This is a genomic window from Roseospira marina, assembly GCF_014197855.1.
Classification (GTDB): Bacteria; Pseudomonadota; Alphaproteobacteria; order Rhodospirillales; family Rhodospirillaceae; genus Rhodospira; species Rhodospira marina.
This window is the reverse complement of sequence record NZ_JACIGJ010000005.1, coordinates 88079-104806: the sequence shown is the minus strand read 5'-3', so window position 1 is coordinate 104806 and position 16728 is coordinate 88079. Positions and strand designations below refer to the sequence as shown.

At 68.8% G+C, this 16728-nt stretch carries 14 protein-coding genes; 5 read left to right on the top strand and 9 right to left on the bottom strand.

What is annotated here, in order from left to right; translation table 11 throughout:
- Positions 1–176 precede the first annotated feature (176 nt).
- The 3 genes from sseA to GGD82_RS08490 all read right to left on the bottom strand — a co-directional run bounded on the left by sseA (position 177) and on the right by GGD82_RS08490 (position 2840).
- Positions 177–1031: a 3-mercaptopyruvate sulfurtransferase gene (gene sseA / locus GGD82_RS08500; protein WP_150061345.1), complete on the bottom strand. Its 855-nt coding sequence runs from the start codon at positions 1029–1031 to the stop codon at positions 177–179.
- Positions 1032–1084: 53 nt separating this feature from the next.
- A complete protein-coding gene (locus GGD82_RS08495; RefSeq protein WP_150061346.1) occupies positions 1085–2080 on the bottom strand; it encodes a cysteine synthase A in 996 nt (331 codons plus the stop codon).
- A 106-nt stretch (positions 2081–2186) separates the two neighbouring features.
- Positions 2187–2840, bottom strand: coding sequence for an NUDIX domain-containing protein (locus GGD82_RS08490; protein ID WP_150061347.1), 654 nt, complete (start codon positions 2838–2840; stop codon positions 2187–2189).
- 122 nt (positions 2841–2962) lie between these two features.
- Between GGD82_RS08490 and trhA the strand changes: the two genes are divergently transcribed.
- Positions 2963–3601 (top strand): PAQR family membrane homeostasis protein TrhA, encoded by a 639-nt coding sequence (gene trhA, locus GGD82_RS08485; protein WP_150061348.1) that lies wholly within the window; start codon positions 2963–2965, stop codon positions 3599–3601.
- On the opposite strand, the gene GGD82_RS08480 is transcribed toward trhA, so the two are convergent.
- The 5 genes from GGD82_RS08480 to GGD82_RS08460 form a co-directional block, all read right to left on the bottom strand.
- Entirely contained in the window at positions 3576–4682 is a 1107-nt protein-coding gene (locus tag GGD82_RS08480; RefSeq protein ID WP_150061349.1) for an ABC transporter ATP-binding protein, read from the bottom strand. The two genes, trhA and GGD82_RS08480, sit on opposite strands and share 26 nt — an antisense overlap.
- An 11-nt stretch (positions 4683–4693) precedes the next feature.
- Positions 4694–5512 carry a carbohydrate ABC transporter permease gene (locus GGD82_RS08475; protein ID WP_150061350.1) on the bottom strand — a complete coding sequence of 273 codons (819 nt, stop codon included), beginning with the start codon at positions 5510–5512 and terminating at the stop codon, positions 4694–4696.
- Positions 5509–6438, bottom strand: coding sequence for a carbohydrate ABC transporter permease (locus tag GGD82_RS08470; RefSeq protein ID WP_150061351.1), 930 nt, complete (start codon positions 6436–6438; stop codon positions 5509–5511). The genes GGD82_RS08475 and GGD82_RS08470 overlap by 4 nt, the downstream gene beginning before the upstream one ends.
- Positions 6439–6461: 23 nt before the next feature.
- The gene (locus GGD82_RS08465) at positions 6462–7712 is read right to left on the bottom strand and encodes an ABC transporter substrate-binding protein (protein WP_260178359.1); all 1251 of its coding nucleotides are present in this window, start codon (positions 7710–7712) and stop codon (positions 6462–6464) included.
- Positions 7713–7913: 201 nt separating this feature from the next.
- Entirely contained in the window at positions 7914–8483 is a 570-nt protein-coding gene (locus GGD82_RS08460; RefSeq protein WP_170284175.1) for a TetR/AcrR family transcriptional regulator, read from the bottom strand.
- Between the two features lie 115 nt (positions 8484–8598).
- Here GGD82_RS08460 and GGD82_RS08455 point away from each other — a divergent pair, with 115 nt between their 5' ends.
- The 4 genes from GGD82_RS08455 (at position 8599) to ggt (ending at position 15802) form a co-directional block, all read left to right on the top strand.
- Positions 8599–9069: a PaaI family thioesterase gene (locus GGD82_RS08455; RefSeq protein WP_150061354.1), complete on the top strand. Its 471-nt coding sequence runs from the start codon at positions 8599–8601 to the stop codon at positions 9067–9069.
- A gap of 218 nt (positions 9070–9287) precedes the next feature.
- The gene (locus GGD82_RS08450) at positions 9288–11591 is read left to right on the top strand and encodes a putative bifunctional diguanylate cyclase/phosphodiesterase (RefSeq protein WP_150061355.1); all 2304 of its coding nucleotides are present in this window, start codon (positions 9288–9290) and stop codon (positions 11589–11591) included.
- Between the two features lie 207 nt (positions 11592–11798).
- Positions 11799–13712: an SLC13 family permease gene (locus tag GGD82_RS08445; RefSeq protein ID WP_246163731.1), complete on the top strand. Its 1914-nt coding sequence runs from the start codon at positions 11799–11801 to the stop codon at positions 13710–13712.
- Positions 13713–14017: 305 nt separating this feature from the next.
- The gene (ggt, locus tag GGD82_RS08440) at positions 14018–15802 is read left to right on the top strand and encodes a gamma-glutamyltransferase (protein WP_150061356.1); all 1785 of its coding nucleotides are present in this window, start codon (positions 14018–14020) and stop codon (positions 15800–15802) included.
- Between the two features lie 83 nt (positions 15803–15885).
- On the opposite strand, the gene flgH is transcribed toward ggt, so the two are convergent.
- Entirely contained in the window at positions 15886–16692 is an 807-nt protein-coding gene (flgH, locus tag GGD82_RS08435; RefSeq protein ID WP_150061357.1) for a flagellar basal body L-ring protein FlgH, read from the bottom strand.
- Between the last annotated feature and the right edge of the window lie 36 nt (positions 16693–16728).

The following is a 16728-nucleotide window of genomic DNA, read 5'->3' as shown; positions in this document are numbered from 1 at the left end:
GTCAACCCCGGGGTCAGGATGCCCCGCACCGTCCCCCAGATCCTCCGCCCCGGTTCCGATCCAACACTCTCCGACCCCAGCGAACGCCCCGTGCCCGTCTCCGTGATGGCCGGGGCGTTCGCTGTCAGCGCCCCGGCGATTCTCGCACATAGGGCTCTCGCCGACGCTTTGCGCGGTCAGCGTGTGACCGGCAAGTCGACGCGATCGCCCCATTCGGCCCAGGATCCATCGTAGACGGCGACGTCGTCGCGCCCGATGCAGGCCAGCGCCAGCGCGCTGTAACAGGCCGTCACTCCCGATCCGCACGACGTCACGATCGGCTTGGACAAGTCCACGCCGGCCTCTTTGAACTGTGCCTGAATGACGTCGGGCGCCGCCATCTGGTTGAACGGACCGGTCTGCAACGGCCCGAACGGCGCGTTGATCGCCCCGGGCATGTGCCCGGCCCGGGAACTCGGGCGAGGCTCCACCACCTCTCCGCGAAAGCGCTCCGGACCCCGGACGTCCAGCACCTGCGCGCTGCCCGCCTCCAGATGACGCAGCACATCGTCCGCGCGGGCGAGCAGCCCGGCGTTCATGCGCGCCGTGAAATGCCGGCGGGTGGCGAACACCTCGCGGTCATCCACCGGGCGCCCCTCGTGCTGCCATTTGGGCAGGCCGCCGTCGAGAACGCAGACCTCCCTATGGCCGAAGGCCCGGAACATCCACCACACCCGCGCCGCCGCGCAGGCGCCACCGACGTGGTCGTACACCACGATACGGTGCCCGTCCCCCAGGCCCAGATCCCGCACCCGAGAGGAAAACAGCTCCGGGCTCGGCAGCATGTGCGGCAGCGTGCTGGACGGGTCGCAGATGGCATCAATGTCGAAGAACACGGCACCGGGAATATGCGCGCGGGCGTATTCCTCCGCCGCCTTGTGCGAATCGCCGGGCATGTAGAAGCGCGCATCGACGATGCGCACGTCGGGGGCCGTGAGGTGTTCGGCCAGCCAATCGGTGGTGACCAGGGGACCGGTCGTGGCATGCGGCATGAGATATCCGTCCTTGTCTCGAGCGCGTTTCGCGGAGCGCAGGGCTCCCTCGGTCAAGCAGCACCGGCTTCCATCCAGGGCGGAACGGGCAAGCCCTTCTCGCGCAGAAACGCTGGGTTGTAGATCTTGCTTTGATAGCGCGCGCCCTGATCACACAGAACGGTGACCACCGTGTGACCGGGGCCCAGGGATTCAGCCACCCGCATGGCGGCGGCGACATTGATGCCGGACGACCCGCCGAGCACCAGACCATCGTGCCGGACAAGGTGGAACAGCACGTCCAGCGCGTCGGCGTCGGCGATGCGAACGGCGTCGTCGATCGGCGCCCCGTCCAGATTGGCGGTCACCCGGCCCTGGCCGATGCCCTCGGTGATCGAGGAGCCATCGGCGCGCGGCTCGCCCTCGGTGATCCAGGCATACAGGCCGGAGCCGTGCGGATCGGCGAGAACCGTCCGGATGCCAGGATCCGCCGCCTTCAGCGCCAGAGCCACGCCCGCCAGCGTGCCGCCGGTCCCGGCCGCGCAGGTGAAGGCGTCGAGGCGCCCGCCGGTCTGCCGCAGGATCTCCGGCCCGGTGGTGCGGCGATGCCCCTCGCGGTTGGCGGTGTTGTCGAACTGGTTGGCCCAGAAGCCGCCGGTCTCCTCCGCGAGGCGGCGCGAGACATGCACGTAGTTGCCGGGGTCCTTGAACGGCTTGGCCGGAACGAGCCGCAGATCGGCACCACACAGGCGCAGGGCGTCCTTCTTTTCCTCGCTCTGGGTCTCCGGCATCACGATCACGGTCTTGTAACCCAGGGCGTTCCCCACCAGCGTGAGGCCGATGCCCGTGTTGCCGGCCGTGCCCTCCACGATGGTGCCGCCCGGCTTGAGCAGGCCCCGCGCCTCGCCATCGCGGATCAGCGCCAGGGCCGCGCGGTCCTTCACCGACCCGCCGGGGTTCAGGAACTCCGCCTTGCCATAGATGGCGCAGCCGGTCCGGGCCGAGGGCCAGGGCAGACGAATCAGAGGAGTCTCGCCGATGGCGGAAAGGAAACCGTCGCGGATGTCCATAGATATCGCAGCCTTGTCTTGAACGTGTCGGCAGGCGGAGCCGCCGTGGAGCGCACAGGACAGCACACCGCCGGGTCCCGTCAGGTAACCCGCGAACGCGACGCGATCAAGACGATCCGAGCCAGCGCGCCCGAAGAGCCGCCCGGTTCAACGCCAGCCACTGCGCGGCAATCAGGACGGTGGCGTTGTCGAGCCGGCCCTGATGCAACAGATCGAGGAACGCATCGGCGGCCATCGCGACCGGCCGAATATCCTCGCCCTCCTGCGCCAGACCATGGACGCCCCCCACACGGCTGCTGTCCACGCGGCCCACGAACAACTCGACCGTTTCCGAGGTGCAGCCGGGCGAGGACAGCCAGCGCGCCACCGACTCCAGGTCCGCCACGTGGCAGCCGCTTTCCTCCTTGGTTTCGCGTGCCGCCACGGCCTCGGCCGTCTCACCCGGATCGATGACCCCGGCCACGACCTCCAGCAGCCACGGCCCCATCCCGGCGGCCAGAGCGCCGATGCGGAACTGCTCCAGCAGCACCACCTCATCCCGCACCGGATCGTAGGGCAGCACGGCGACGGCGTGACCGCGCTCCAGCAGCTCGCGCGTGATCGCCGAGCCGAGCCCGCCGGCGAACTGGGCATGACGCAACGTGTAACGATCAACGCGAAAATACGCCCTGAACGCGACGTCTTTAGATTCAACCACCACCGCGTCGGTCCGGGCGTTGAGATCCCCCGCCGTTTGGGTCGGTTCGGCGGCTTTTGTCATGCGTTTGCCCTCCTGTCGCCCGGTTCGATCGGGCTTATATCATGGATAGGGGGCACGCGACGGCTGTGGACCGGGCGGCTCCCGTCTTCCATCGTGTTCCCTGCCTCCAGGATGGAGCCCCCATGCACCCCTCGTACACTCCTGCGGAACGCTGGCTCGACGGCGCGGTTCATGTGACCGGCGTCGTGCTGGCCATCCTAGCCTTCGTGATCCTTCTCGTCCGGGCCATCCCCACCGGCGACGCCCAGACCATCAGCGCAGTGACCGTCTACGGCCTCGGCATGCTGGCCAGTTTCGGCATGTCGGCGGCCTACAACATCACCTGGGCGCCGCACTGGAAGGAACGGCTGCGCCGCCTCGATCACGCCGCGATCTACCTGCTCATCGCCGGCACCTACACCCCGTTCGCCCTGGTAAACCTGAGCGGCTGGGTGGGCAACGCCCTCCTCGCGGCGATCTGGCCGGTCGCCCTGCTCGGGCTGGTGCTGAAGCTGATCTGGCCGCGCCGGTTCGAACGCCTGTCGCTGGTGCTGTACCTCGCCCTCGGCTGGATCGGCCTGAGCGCCGTGGGCGCGATGATCGCCGCTCTGCCCGTCGAATCCCTCGTCCTGCTGCTGATCGGCGGCCTGCTGTACAGCGGCGGTGTCGCCTTCCATCTGGCCAAGCGCCTGCGGTTCCACAACGCGATCTGGCATATGTGCGTGCTGGTCGCGGCCGTGTGCCACTACGTCGCCGTCAGCGAGGCGGTTCTGCCGGGTTAACCTCCACCGGGTCCCGCCGCCGGCCGTCGTAGAACAGATGCGCGGCGGCGGCGGCCCAGGTCAGGCCCACCGCCGTCCCGGCGCGCACCGCCACCTCAGGGCCGAGACGCGCCACCACGGGCTCCCCGCCCTCCACGTCCACATGGACCAGGAGGGACTCCCCCAGGTGTTCCACCAGCGCGACCGGGCCCGCAATAAACCCCGCTTCGGATTCGCAGGGCGCCAGCGCCTCCGGCCGGATCCCGACCTCGACCGCTGCGCCGGAGGGCAGCCCGCGCGCGGCCTCCAGCGTCACGCGCCCGCCGCCCTCCAGGGCCACGGTGCCCTCCCCATCCACGACCGTGCCCGCCCGCAGGTTCATGGGCGGCGTCCCCAGAAAGCGCGCAGCGAACGGCGTCGCCGGCCGGCCGTACAGCTCCAGCGGGGGGCCGATCTGCACCACCCGCCCCGCCTCCATCAGCACCATGACATCCGCCAGCGTCATCGCCTCCGTCTGGTCGTGGGTGACATGCACCATGGTGGTGCCCAGGCGCCGATGCAGCGTGGCCAGCTCCCGCCGCACGGCGAGGCGCAGGCCCGCGTCCAGGTTGGACAGCGGCTCGTCCAGCAGCAGCACCGCCGGATCCCGCACCACCGCGCGGCCGATTGCGACGCGCTGGCGTTGCCCACCGGACAGGGCCGCCGGCCGCCGGTTCAGCAGGTCCTCCAGGTGGAGCATGCGCGCGGCTTCCCGCACACGACCGGTAATCGCCGCCCGGTCGCGCCGGCCGTCCCGCAGGCGCAGACCGAACGCCATGTTCTCGAACACCGTCATATGCGGATAGAGCGCATAGGACTGGAACACCATCGCGATATCGCGGTGTTTCGGGGGGCGCGCGGTCACGTCCGCGTCCCCGATACGGATGGTGCCGGCGTCCGGCTCCTCCAGCCCGGCCAGCAGGCGCAGCAACGTCGACTTGCCGCAGCCCGACCGGCCCACGATCACGGCATAGGTGCCGTCGGCCAGCGTCGCCGTCACCCCGTCGAGCGCCGCGACGCGCCCGAACCGCTTCACCAGTCCCTCGACGGCCACGCCCGCCATGACGCCTCCCCCTACCCTTTCACCGCACCGGCCGTCAGGCCGGAGACGATCCAGCGCTGGAACACCAGCACCAGCAGGACCATCGGCACCGTCACGATCACCGACGCCGCCATGATGCGCCCCCACGGCAGTTCGTGCTGACTGGCGCCGGAGATCAGCGCGATCGCCACCGGCACCGTCCGCGTCTCCGCCGTCAGCGTGAAGGTCAGCGCGAACAGGAACTCGTTCCACGCCACGACGAAGGCCAGCAAGCCGGTGCTCACCAGCGCCGGCCACAGCAGCGGCAGGAACACCCGGCCGATGATCGTCAGCGGCCCGGCGCCGTCGAGGATGGCCGCCTCCTCCAGCTCCTTCGGAAGCTGCCGCAGGAACGTCGTCAGCATCCACACCGTGAACGGCAGGGTGAGCATCAGATAGCTCAAGCCCAACCCGGCCAGGGAGTTGTAGAGGCCCAGCGATCGTATCAGTAGGAACATCCCGGACAGCACGGCCACTTGCGGGAACATCGACACGCACAGCACCGTGCCAAGCAGAAGGCCCCGACCTCGGAACGCCACCCGCGCCAGCGCATACGCCGCCGTCAGCGACAGCAGCAGCGACACCGCGACCACGCCACCCGCCACCACAATGGAATTGAGAATGTTGCGCCCGAAGGGCTGGTCCGCGAACACGGCGGCATAGTTCGCCAGCGTCGGTTCATCGGGCCACAAGCCGGCGGTGAACAGGCCGCCCCCGCCCTCCAGGCTGGTCAGGATGGCGTACAGCAGCGGCCCGACCGCCACCGCGACGATCAGCGCCACGACCAGCGCGAGCCCGAGACGTCGTATCATGGCGCGCCCTCCAGGGGACGTCCGACGCGGCGCAGGCGACCGGCCATCAAAATCGTCACGGCCGCCAGCGCGATCACCAGCACCACCAGCGTCGCCGCCGCCGAGCCGGTCCCCGCCGACTGGAAGTCGATCAACTCCCGCCGGGCGTAGACCGACATGGTCATGGTGGCGGGGCTGTTGGCGGTCAGCACGTAGACCAGATCGAACACCCGCAGCGCATCCAGCGCCCGGAACACGATCGCCACGATCAACGCCGGCCGGATCAGCGGCAGGGTGACGCGGAAGAACACCCGGACCGGATGGATGCCGTCGACCCGCGCTGCCTCGTAGATGTCGCGCGGCAGCATCTCCAGCGCCGCCAGCACCAACAGCGCCATGAAGGGCGTCGTCTTCCACACGTCCACGGTGATGACCGCGACCATCGACAGCAGCGGGTCGGCCGTCCACGCGAGGGGCGTGGCGATCAGACCCAAGTCCAGAAGGACAGCGTTGATGATGCCGAACTGGTCGTTGAGCATCCACGCCCATATCTTGGCGGAGACCACAGTGGGAATGGCCCAGGGCACCAGCACGGCTGCCCGCACCCAGGCCCGGCCCGGAAAGCGCCGGTGCAGCACCAGCGCGACCAGCACGCCGAGGACGGTCTCCAGGCTGACCGACACGCTCGCGAACACCAGCGTGTTGCCGACCGCGCGCCACCACTGCGGATCGGCCAGCACCCCGAACGGCTGGCCACCGAAGACGGCGTAGTAATTCTCCCAGCCGACGAACGCCGCATCCGCGCCGCCGCCCGTGAGGCCGGCATCGGTGAAGCCGAGCGCGACCGTCCGCGCCAGCGGCCACGCCGCGACCGCCAGCAGCACGATCGCCATGGGCGCGATCAACGCCCAGGCCTCGCGCACACGGCGACGAGCCAGCGGCGGCATCCCGGCCACGGTGCCGGCCCGGCCTACCAACCGGCCCGCTTGATGTGCGCCAACCGCGCGGCCAGAACGCCCACGGCCGTGGACCCGTCGGACTCCCCGCTGAGGACATCATGAACCGCGGTAAAGACGGCGGCACTGACGCGATTGTACCGCGCCCCCGTCACCGTGGCCGGGCGCGCGACCGCACCGTCGATCACCGTGGCCATCTCCGCAAGAACGGGCAAGGCGGCCAGGACCTCGGGATCCTCATAAAGCGCGGGCCGCGACGGATTGAAGGCCGCCGCGATGGCGCGCCGCTTCTGTTCCGCCGCGCTGGTCAGATACCGCACCAGATCGGTGGCGACCTCGATCTGCTCCGAATACCGGGAGACGGCGAGGTGGGCCCCGCCCAGTGTCGCGGTGGAGTGCCCCTCCGGACCGGCCGGCAAGGGCGCCACGCCGATCTTACCGGCCACGGCACTGTCCTCGTCCTGCGCCAACGCCCAGGCGTAGGGCCAGTTGCGCATGAACACCGCGCGGCCGGATTGGAACAGACCGCGCGCCTCCTCCTCCCCGTGGTTCAGCACGCCACGCGGCGAGATGGTGCCGACCCAGCCGGCGGCGCGATCAAGCGCAGCGGCGGCGGCCGGATTATCGATGGAGATGGCGCCATCCGGCGCCACAATGGTGCCCCCGCCGTAGCTGGCGATCCACTCCAGCGCGTTACAGGTCAGGCCTTCGTAAGCCCGCCCTTGCCAGACGTAGCCCCACAGTTCATCCGCGCCCGCCGCGCGCTCCTGCTCCTGGATGTACGCCGCCGTGTCGGTCAACGCGGCCCAGGTGGTCGGCACCGGACGATCGTAGGTCTCCAGAAGGTCGGCGCGGTAGTACAGCACTCCGACGTCGATGAACCACGGCACCGCGACCAGACGCCCGTCGACAGTGTCGTTGGCGATCAGGGCCGGCAGGTGCGCCTCGGCCTCGGCGCCAAGGACCGGCCCCAGATCCAGCAGGTGCTCCGCCAGCAACCCCGGCCAGACCACGTCGATCTGCAACACGTCGATGTCACCCGCCCCGGCCGCGAGAAGCTGCTGGTACAACCCCAGCCGATCCGTGGCGGAGTTGGGGATGGCCACCAGTTCAACCGTATGCCCCGTCGCCTCGCCCCAGGCCTGGGCGCCCTCCTCGCACAAAACCCGCTGCTGGCCGAGGGCGGAACAGGCGATGCGCAGGGGCTCCGCGTCGCCCGACCCGGCGCCGCCCCCCAGCAGGGCCAGAAGCACCAGTCCCGCCAACCGTCCCCTCGGCCGTCCCCTCGGCCGTACGGGACACCGCTGGATGTGTCGTCCGACGCGCATGCGGTTGCTCCTCCCCTGTGTCCGCGCCGTTTGCGACAGACGCCCTTTTTGGTTACCGCAGATCGCGCACTGTCCGCCAGGATAGAGACCCTCAGCCCACCAGGAAATCCGTCACGCGGACCATCCCTCCAACGACCGCTAACGCCCCAAAAGGATCGCCGCGATGCGATCGCCCTGGCGGCGGGCGTCGTCCGCATCCGTCGTCGGCGCCAGCAGGTTCTGACCGAAAACGTAGGCATAAAACAGCCGGGCGCGCGCGGCGGCCTCATCCGGGCCGAAACCCAACGCCTCGAACAGGGGGGCGACATGCGCCAGTCGGGCACGATCGACCGCCGCGACGGCCTCGGCGGCGATCGCATCGTGCCGCGCCCAGTCCCGCACCGCCATCTCGAGGGCCGTACCACGCGGATTCGGCTGCTCAAGGTAGCGCGCCAGCAGACGGCGCAGCACCGCCTCGGCGGTCTCTCCCTCGCCCGGGGCCACATGGCGGGCAATGACATCAACGCGACCATCCCGCCACCGGTCGAGCATGGCCGTCAGCAAATCGGCCCGGTCCTTGAAATGCCAGTAGAACCCGCCTTTGGTCACCGACAGCCGGCGCGCCAGCGGCTCGATGCGCACGTTTTCGGCGCCGCCCTCGGCCAGCATGGCGAACCCCGTTTCAAGCCAGGCCGCCCGTTGTGTCTTCGCTTCGCGCAGCGTTCGCACTCCCCTCCCGCAGTCCACGGCCCCGGTCCGCCCTGCGGCCGCGGGACGCTTGACCGGACCCGAGCTCATCCATACGCTTACGTATAGTACTTCCACCGACCGGAACCCGTCCGCCATGACCGACCGTTTTCCGACCACGACTCCGTCCTTCTCGCCCGGATGCCCGGACTATGTCCAGCGAGTCCGCGACAGCTTCGCCCGGCAAGCCTTCATGACCGCCCTCGGCGCGCGTGTGGCCGATGTGGCGCCGGGGGCCGTCGACCTGGAGCTTCCGTTCCGTGCCGACCTGACCCAGCAGAACGGGTTTTTGCATGCCGGGGTGACCGCCGCCCTGGCCGACAGTGCGGCAGGCTACGCGGCCTACAGCCTGATGCCGCCAGACAGCGACGTTCTGAGCATCGAGTTCAAACACAATTTGCTGTCGCCGGCCGTCGGGTCCCTGTTCCGGGCGCATGGTCGCGTATTGCGTGCGGGGCGCCAGATCGTCGTGGTTCAGGCATCGGTGGTCGCCGCACTGGATGACGATACGGAAAAGACCGTCGCCTTGATGCAAGCCACGATGATGCAGGTGCGGCGGGACGGATAAAGCGGTGACGCAGTGCGGGGATGACGGCTAGAATAAAAGGGCTGCCGCGCGTCGTGAGGGGATGGTGCGCGACGTTCGTTCCGTGTCCGGCCCCGCCTCGGAAGGTGAGGGCCTGGACCGGATGCGGAAACGGGCGCTCAGCCTCACGGGACACCGTGTGACGCGGGACACCGTGTGACGATGGTAGGGAGCGGTGCTTTGAAGGTGAGTCGCAAGATATGCGCCTCGGCGGTTCAGTACGGCTCAAGGTCTTCAGTGTTTCAGCCCTGTTTCTGGCAGCCCTGGTGGGGGCCGCCACGGGAATTCTATGGCTGGTGGTTCACCCCAGCTTCCTGAATCTGGAAGCCGCAGGCGCCCGCGATCACGGGACGTTGATCGAGACCATTCTGCGCCGCGATATTGCCGACCTGGACGCCCTCGTGTGGGACTGGGCGTCCTGGGACGACACGTATACGTACGTGATCGACCGCAATTCCGCATATGAGACCAGCAACCTAGTGGCCTCGACGTACACCGGCACGTCCATCGATTTGATCGCGATCTACGACGCGAGCGGGCGCCCGGTCTGGAGCCGGCAGTACGACCTCGAAAGCCAGGCGTTCGTCCAGACATGGGAATTCCAGATCCGAAGCCCCCTGGTCTTACGCTTGCAAGCGCGAATGCTGGCGTCACCGGACGGGTTCCATGGACTCCTGACCAGTTCGCGCGGCCTCATGATGATCGCCGCGCGTCCCATCCTCACGAGCCAGGACGAAGGTCCCTCCGTGGGAATGCTGGTCATGGGCCGCAGTCTGAGCGAGAGACTGCTCGCCGATCTTGGAGCCGCGACCGGATCCGCGCTGAAGGCGTGGTCCCCCGATGACCCCGACCTGCCGCCCGCCGCGCGGCAGAGTCTCAGCCTTCACGCCGAAGAGCGCATTCAGATCCGCCCGCGGAACGATGACACAACCGACGTCTATGTTGGGTTCTCCGACGTCTTCGATGGCCCCGCCCAAGTTCTGGGCACCACTCTGCCCCGCGACATCGCCGCCGCCGGAACCGCCGCCGTCGCCTCGGCCGCCGCTCTGATCGCTGCGGCCGGAAGCGTGCTGATCGCCGTGTTCCTCGGGTGCCAGCAGTTTGTCGTCCTTGGCCCCCTGAACACGCTGACCCGCCATATCCAGGGCGTGGCGGACAGCGGGGAACTCAACCGGGACATCGACATGCCCCGGAAAGATGAACTCGGCACTCTGGCCCGCGCGTTCAATCACATGCAGGCCCGCATTGCCCAGCTTGCCTACTTCGATACCGTGACGGGCCTGCCCAACCGGCGCTTGTTCGAGGACCGAGCCGACCAGATCCTGCGGAACGCGCGGCGGACCGGAAACCGCATGGCGATCCTGTTCCTCGATCTGGACACCTTCAAGGCAATCAACGACACGCGCGGCCATTCCGTCGGGGATGCGCTGCTGCACGCAGTGGCCCGGGAACTGGACGCGCTTGTGCGGGCGTCCGACACCGTCGCCCGCTTCGGCGGGGATGAATTCGTCATCGTGCTGCGTGAGTTGACCGGGCGCGCCCAGGCCAACGAGCTGGCCGAACGCTTGCTGGATCGATTTGCGCTTCCGATTCAGGCTGGCCCGGACGCCCTGTTCACCGGCGTCAGCATCGGCGTCGCCGTCTACCCGGAGGACGGCGCCACCATCGAAACCCTGGTGGCGCACGCCGACGCCGCCATGTATCAGGCGAAACGGGACGGTGGCCATCGGGCCGCGGCCTATGACGCCATCCGCCACCAGGACACGACGGCCGAATTGGACCTTGCGCAGGCCTTCCGCGATGCCCTTGTGGCCGATCGGCTGTTCCTCGAATTCCAGCCGCAAGTCGACCTGGCCACCGGGGCCGTGGTCGCTCACGAGGCCTTGGTGCGCTGGCGGCACCCGGAGCGCGGGGTGCTGAAAGCGGAGGCCTTCATCCAGGTCGCCGATCAGGGCAACCTGTACGCCTTGCTCGACGCCTGGGTGCTGACGGCGGCCTGCGCCGCGTTGGCCCAGTCGCTCGCCAACGCCCAAAACGGCCCCCGGCTCGAGCGGATCGCGGTCAACATCCATGGTGCCCACGCCGCGAGCGAAAACCTGCCGGCCTTCGTGGATGCCGTTCTCAAGGACATGAATCTGCCCCCCGACCGTCTGACCCTGGAGATCGCCGAACGGGTCTTGATCGGCCGCACAGACACCGTGGCCCCTGTGCTGACCGCGTTGCGGGCCATGGGCGTGCGGATCGCCATCGACGATTTCGGCGCGGGCCGGGTGGCCATCGAAGCCCTGCGCCAGTGCCCGGCCGATGTCATCAAGCTCAACCGCACCTTCGTGACCGACGTGCCCGGCGACACCGTCGCCGAAGCCATCCTGTCCGCAACTCTTACGCTCGCCGACGCCCTGAACCTGTCGGTTGTCGCCGTGGGCGTCGAGACGGCGGAGCAACGCGATGCCCTGCGGACCGCCGGATGCCGACGGGCCCAAGGGTATTTCCTGGGCGGGTAAGGAGGGGTCTTGGCCGGATCGGCCAACGCAGGGCTCCGCTCCGGCATACCACACCCGCATCGGGTGACATTCGAGGCCTCCACACCGCTGGCACTTGGCAGGAGCCGTTCGGGCTGCCTATGATCGGGCCACCCTCCGAGCGCGTTCACGGGCGCGGCGCGCGCCCTTTCCCCGTGACCCGCCATCACGGCAAAGGACAGCAGACACTTGGCGATTCCCATCGACGTCCACTTGTGGCTGACGCTGGCGGTGACCGCCGTCGTGGTCACGCTTTACGTGACCGAGTGGGTCTCCCTCGAACTGACCTCGCTCGGAACGATCGCGGTCCTGCTGGTGGTGTTCCAACTGTTCCCGATCACCGGGCCGGATGGATCCCTGGCGCTGACGGCCCAGGACCTTCTGGCCGGCTTCGCGAATCCGGCGCTGCTCACCGTTATGGCCCTGCTGGTGGTCGGCGAAGGGCTGATCCGCACCGGGGCCCTGGACAGCGTCGCGCATTGGGCGGCGCACCCACGGCTGTCGGCGACTTCATCCGTCGTGCTGATCCTGAGCGTGGTCCTGGGGTTGTCGGCGTTCCTGAACAACACCCCGGTCGTGGTGATTTTCATCCCCATCCTTCAGGCCATGGCGGTACGGCTGAAGGTCAATGCCAGCCAAGTGATGATGCCGTTGAGCTACGTCGCCATTCTCGGCGGCATGACCACGCTGATCGGCTCGTCCACAAACCTGCTGGTCTCCAGCGCCCTGATCGACCTGGGTCAGGCCCCGCTGGGCTTTTTCGAGATCACGATCCCCGGCCTGCTGATGGCCGTGATCGGCTTCGTCTACGTGGTGCTGGTGCTGCCGCGCCTGCTGCCGGAGCGGGCCGGCATGGCAAGCCACCTGACCCGGCACGGCAAACAGTTCATCTCCCAGATCATCGTGCCGTCCGATTCGCATCTCGTCGGACAGAAGGCGGTCGCCGGAACCTTCAAGTCGCTGCCGGACGTCACGGTGCGCCTGATCCAGCGCGGCGAGCATGCCGAGTTGCCGCCGTTCGACGATTACTCCATCCAGGCCGGCGACATGCTGGTGATCGCGGCCACCCGCGGCACCCTGACGGACCTCGCCGGGCGCCATCCGGGCCTTCTGCACCCACCGCGCCCGAGCGGCGAAGAGGACCGAACCCGCGACCGCCTGCGGGACGGCGAAGCCGACGCCGGCGACGCCCCTCGCCGCGACAGCAACGGCAACGGTGGGGGCGATACGGACCGGCCGGGACAGGCCGAACAGGTCATGGTCGAGGCCATGATCACCCCGTCCTCCCGCCTGATCGGGCCGAACCTGCAGCAGCTGGCGTTCCGTCAGCGCTATCGGTGCCTCGTCATCGGCATCCAGCGCCGCGCCCGCATGATCCGGGCCAGCATGACGCAAATACGGCTGGAAGCCGGCGACAACCTGCTCATCATGGGCCGGCAGGCCGATATTGAGTCGCTGGGGCGCGAACGGGATCTCGTCGTGCTGTCCGGCTCCACCGGCACCCTGCCCCGGCGCCACCACGCCGGGCTGGCGGCCGGCATCTTCGCGGTGGCGGTCGGCTTGGCGGCGTTGGGTATTGTGCCCATCGTTGTCGCGGCCATCGTCGCGGCCACGCTGATGATCTCCATTCAGGCCCTCAACCTGCGGCAAGCGACCCGCGCGCTCGACCGCAAGATCCTGCTGGTGGTGGTCGCCGCCCTGGCGCTGGGGCAGGCGCTGGAGGCGACCGGAGCCGCCGCCTTCGTCGCCAACGGCGCCCTCGGAGTCTTCGCCGACCTCGGCCCCGCCGTCATCCTGTCGCTGTTCTTCCTGATCGTAGCCGGGTTCACCAACGTTCTGACCAACAACGCCTGCGCGGTGCTGTTCACGCCGGTCGGGATCAGTCTGGCCGCGGAACTGGGCGTGGACCCGCATGTGTTCGCCATCACGACGCTGCTGGCGGCGAACTGCTCCTTCGCCTCGCCGGTCGGGTACCAGACCAATCTGCTCATCATGGGGCCGGGCCACTACAATTTCGGCGATTACACCCGGGTTGGGCTGCCGCTGCTGCTGCTGATCTGGGTGGCCTACAGCCTGTTCGCCCCCTGGTATTTCGGCCTCTAGACGCGCCAGCATGCGCGCCAGGGTTGGCGGAACCGCCCCGGGCGCGCTACGCTGGTCGCGTTCCTGCCCTGGTCGAAAGGCGCACCCCATGGATACCATGACTCCGTTTGGCTACGTCGTGCTCGGCACGGCGTTGGTCGCCAAGATCATGATGGCCATTACAGCGGGCGGCCTGCCCATCTGAGGCGTCGGTCCGCGCGCCGGCCGCCCAGACCATGTCTGCCCCCCTAACCTCGCCTGAACCCTGACTTCGTTTGAACCCTGACTTCGTTTGAACAGGGGGCGCGCCCCCGGGAAGGTGCTGCATGACTCCGAACACGCGCTCGGCCGCGCTGGTGCTGGCCGCTTTTTTCGTGGCCGGCCTTGTTGTGTTTGGCAACGCCGGACATCTCCGCACCACGGTGGCCACCGCGCCCGAGCCCGCGCCCGAGGTCGCGCCGGGCGGCGAGACCACAGAGGGCGGCAGCGTCGTGGCCCACGACTACATGGTCGCCGCCGCGAACCCGCTGGCGGCGGAGGCGGGCCGCGCCGTTCTGGCCGACGGCGGCTCGGCCGCCGACGCCGCCGTCGCCGTGCAGATGATGCTGAACCTCGTGGAGCCGCAGTCCAGCGGCATCGGCGGCGGCGCCTTCCTGCTGTACTGGGACGCATCCGAGCAGACTCTGACGACCCTGGACGGCCGCGAACGGGCGCCCTTGGCCGCCGACGAGACCTATTGGCTCGGCCCGGACGGCGAGCCCGTGGCGTGGTGGGACGCGGTCGTGGGCGGTCGTTCGGTCGGCGTGCCGGGCACGCTGAAGCTGCTGGAGACCCTGCACACCCAATTCGGCACGAAGCCCTGGGCCGATCTGCTGCAACCGACCATCGCCAAGGCCGACGCCGGATTCGCGATCTCACCCCGGCTGGCGGAGTCCATCGCCGCCGCGCAGGACAAGAAACTCGACCTGTTCGATACGGCGAAGGCCTACTTCTTCAACTCCGACGGCACGCCCAAGGCCGCCGGCACCCTGCTCAAGAACCCCGCGTTCGCCGAAACGCTGCGCCGGATCGCGGCGGAGGGCTCGGCGCCGTTCTACACCGGATCGATCGCCGCCGACATCGTGGCCGCGGTCAAGACCGACATCAATCCGGGCATCCTGACCCTGGACGATATGGCGGCCTACACGGTGGTGCAGCGCGAGCCGGTCTGCGTGCCCTATCGCGGCGACACGGTGTGCGGCATGGGGCCGCCGACCTCCGGCGGCCTGACGGTCGGGCAGATCCTGGGCATGCTGAGCACCTACGACCTTCCGGCGCTGGGTCCGTCGGTCGAGGGGTGGCACCTGTACATCGAGGCCGCCAAGCTCGCCTACGCCGACCGCGCCTTGTACATGGCGGATTCCGACTACGTGCCGATGCCGACCTACGGGCTGATCGACGCCACCTATCTGGCCGAGCGCGCCGCCCTGATCGACCCCGACTCCGCCATGGAGATGGCCGAACCGGGAGTCCCGCCGAAGGACCACGCCACCCTGTGGGCGCCCGACACCCAGGTGGAACGCCCGGGCACCAGCCATTTCGTCATCGTGGACGCCAACGGCGACATGGTGTCGATGACCACGACCATCGAAACCGGGTTCGGCAGCCGCGTCATGACGAACGGCTTCCTGCTGAACAACGAGCTGACCGACTTCGCCCGCGCGCCGGAGGTCGACGGCCGCCCGGTCGCGAACCGCGTCGAGGGCGGCAAGCGGCCGCGCTCGTCCATGTCGCCGACCATCGTGCTGCGCGACGGCACCCCGGTGCTGCTGGTGGGCTCGCCCGGCGGTTCCCGGATCATCAACTACGTGGCCAATGCGCTGGTGGCGATCCTGGATTGGGGCATGGATCCGCAGGGGGCGCTCGACATGGGACACGTCGTCAACCGCAACGGCCCGACGGAGCTGGAGGACGGCACCGGTGCGCTGGCCCACGCCGATGGTCTGGTCGCGCTGGGGCACGCGGTGAAGACGGGAGCGCTGGAGTCGGGCCTACACGCCATCCTGATCCAGGACGGCCGCCTGATCGGCGCCGCCGACCCGCGCCGCGAGGGCGTCGCCGTCGGCGAATAACCCTCGCCCAGACACACAACGACCGGGACCCGGTATGCCGGGTCCCGGTCGATTCCGGGAGCGCAAGCCCGATTGGGCCGCCCTCAGAACGGGAACAGGATGTCGTAAAGCTGCTGGCCGTAGCGCGGCTCGGTCAAGTCGGTGACCGAACCCCGGCCACCGTAGGAGATCCGAGCCTCGGCGATCTTATCCCAGTCGATCGTGTTGTCGGACCGAACGTCCTGCGACCGGATCACGCCCGACACGGTCAGCTCGCGCAACTCGCCGCTCACCCGCACCTCCTGGCGGCCCGAGATCACGAGGTTGCCGTTCGGCAGCACCTGGATCACCACGGCGGCGAGGCGGATGTTGATGGTCTCCGCGCGCGCGATGTTGCCGGAGCCCTGATGCTCGCTGTTGGAGCCGAAGTTGACCAGGTTGGACGGATCCAGCTCGTTCGGGAAGATGTTGGTCAGCCCCGCCTCATAGCCGAAGAAGTTGTCCAGCCCCGCGCCTTCGCCGCTCGTGCGGCCCTGCGACAGCGAATTGTTCAGGCTCGCCTGCTCGTTCTCGATATCCACCACGACGGTCAGAATGTCACCGACGTCGCTGGCGCGCTGGTCCTTGAAGAACGCCCGCGCGCCAGGCCGCCACAGGCTGTTCGGGTTCGGCGTGGCCACCTGCGGTGTCGGCATCGGCATCGTCACGGGCTTATAGTCGCGCCGCAGCGTGGGGTTCTCCACCTCCGACATGGAGGGCGGATCGCCGATCTCGGCCAGCCGCTGAAGCGTGTTGCAGCCGGCCAGCGCGCTCCCCAGAAGGCCAACGGCGGCCAGCGTGCCCAGACCCCGGGCCAAACGGCGCGCAGGCGGGGAAACGGTCGCGAGATGGGAACAGCGGGGGGCGGTCATCGGTCTTCTCCCAAACGATGGGTCGTCTGCGCGCGC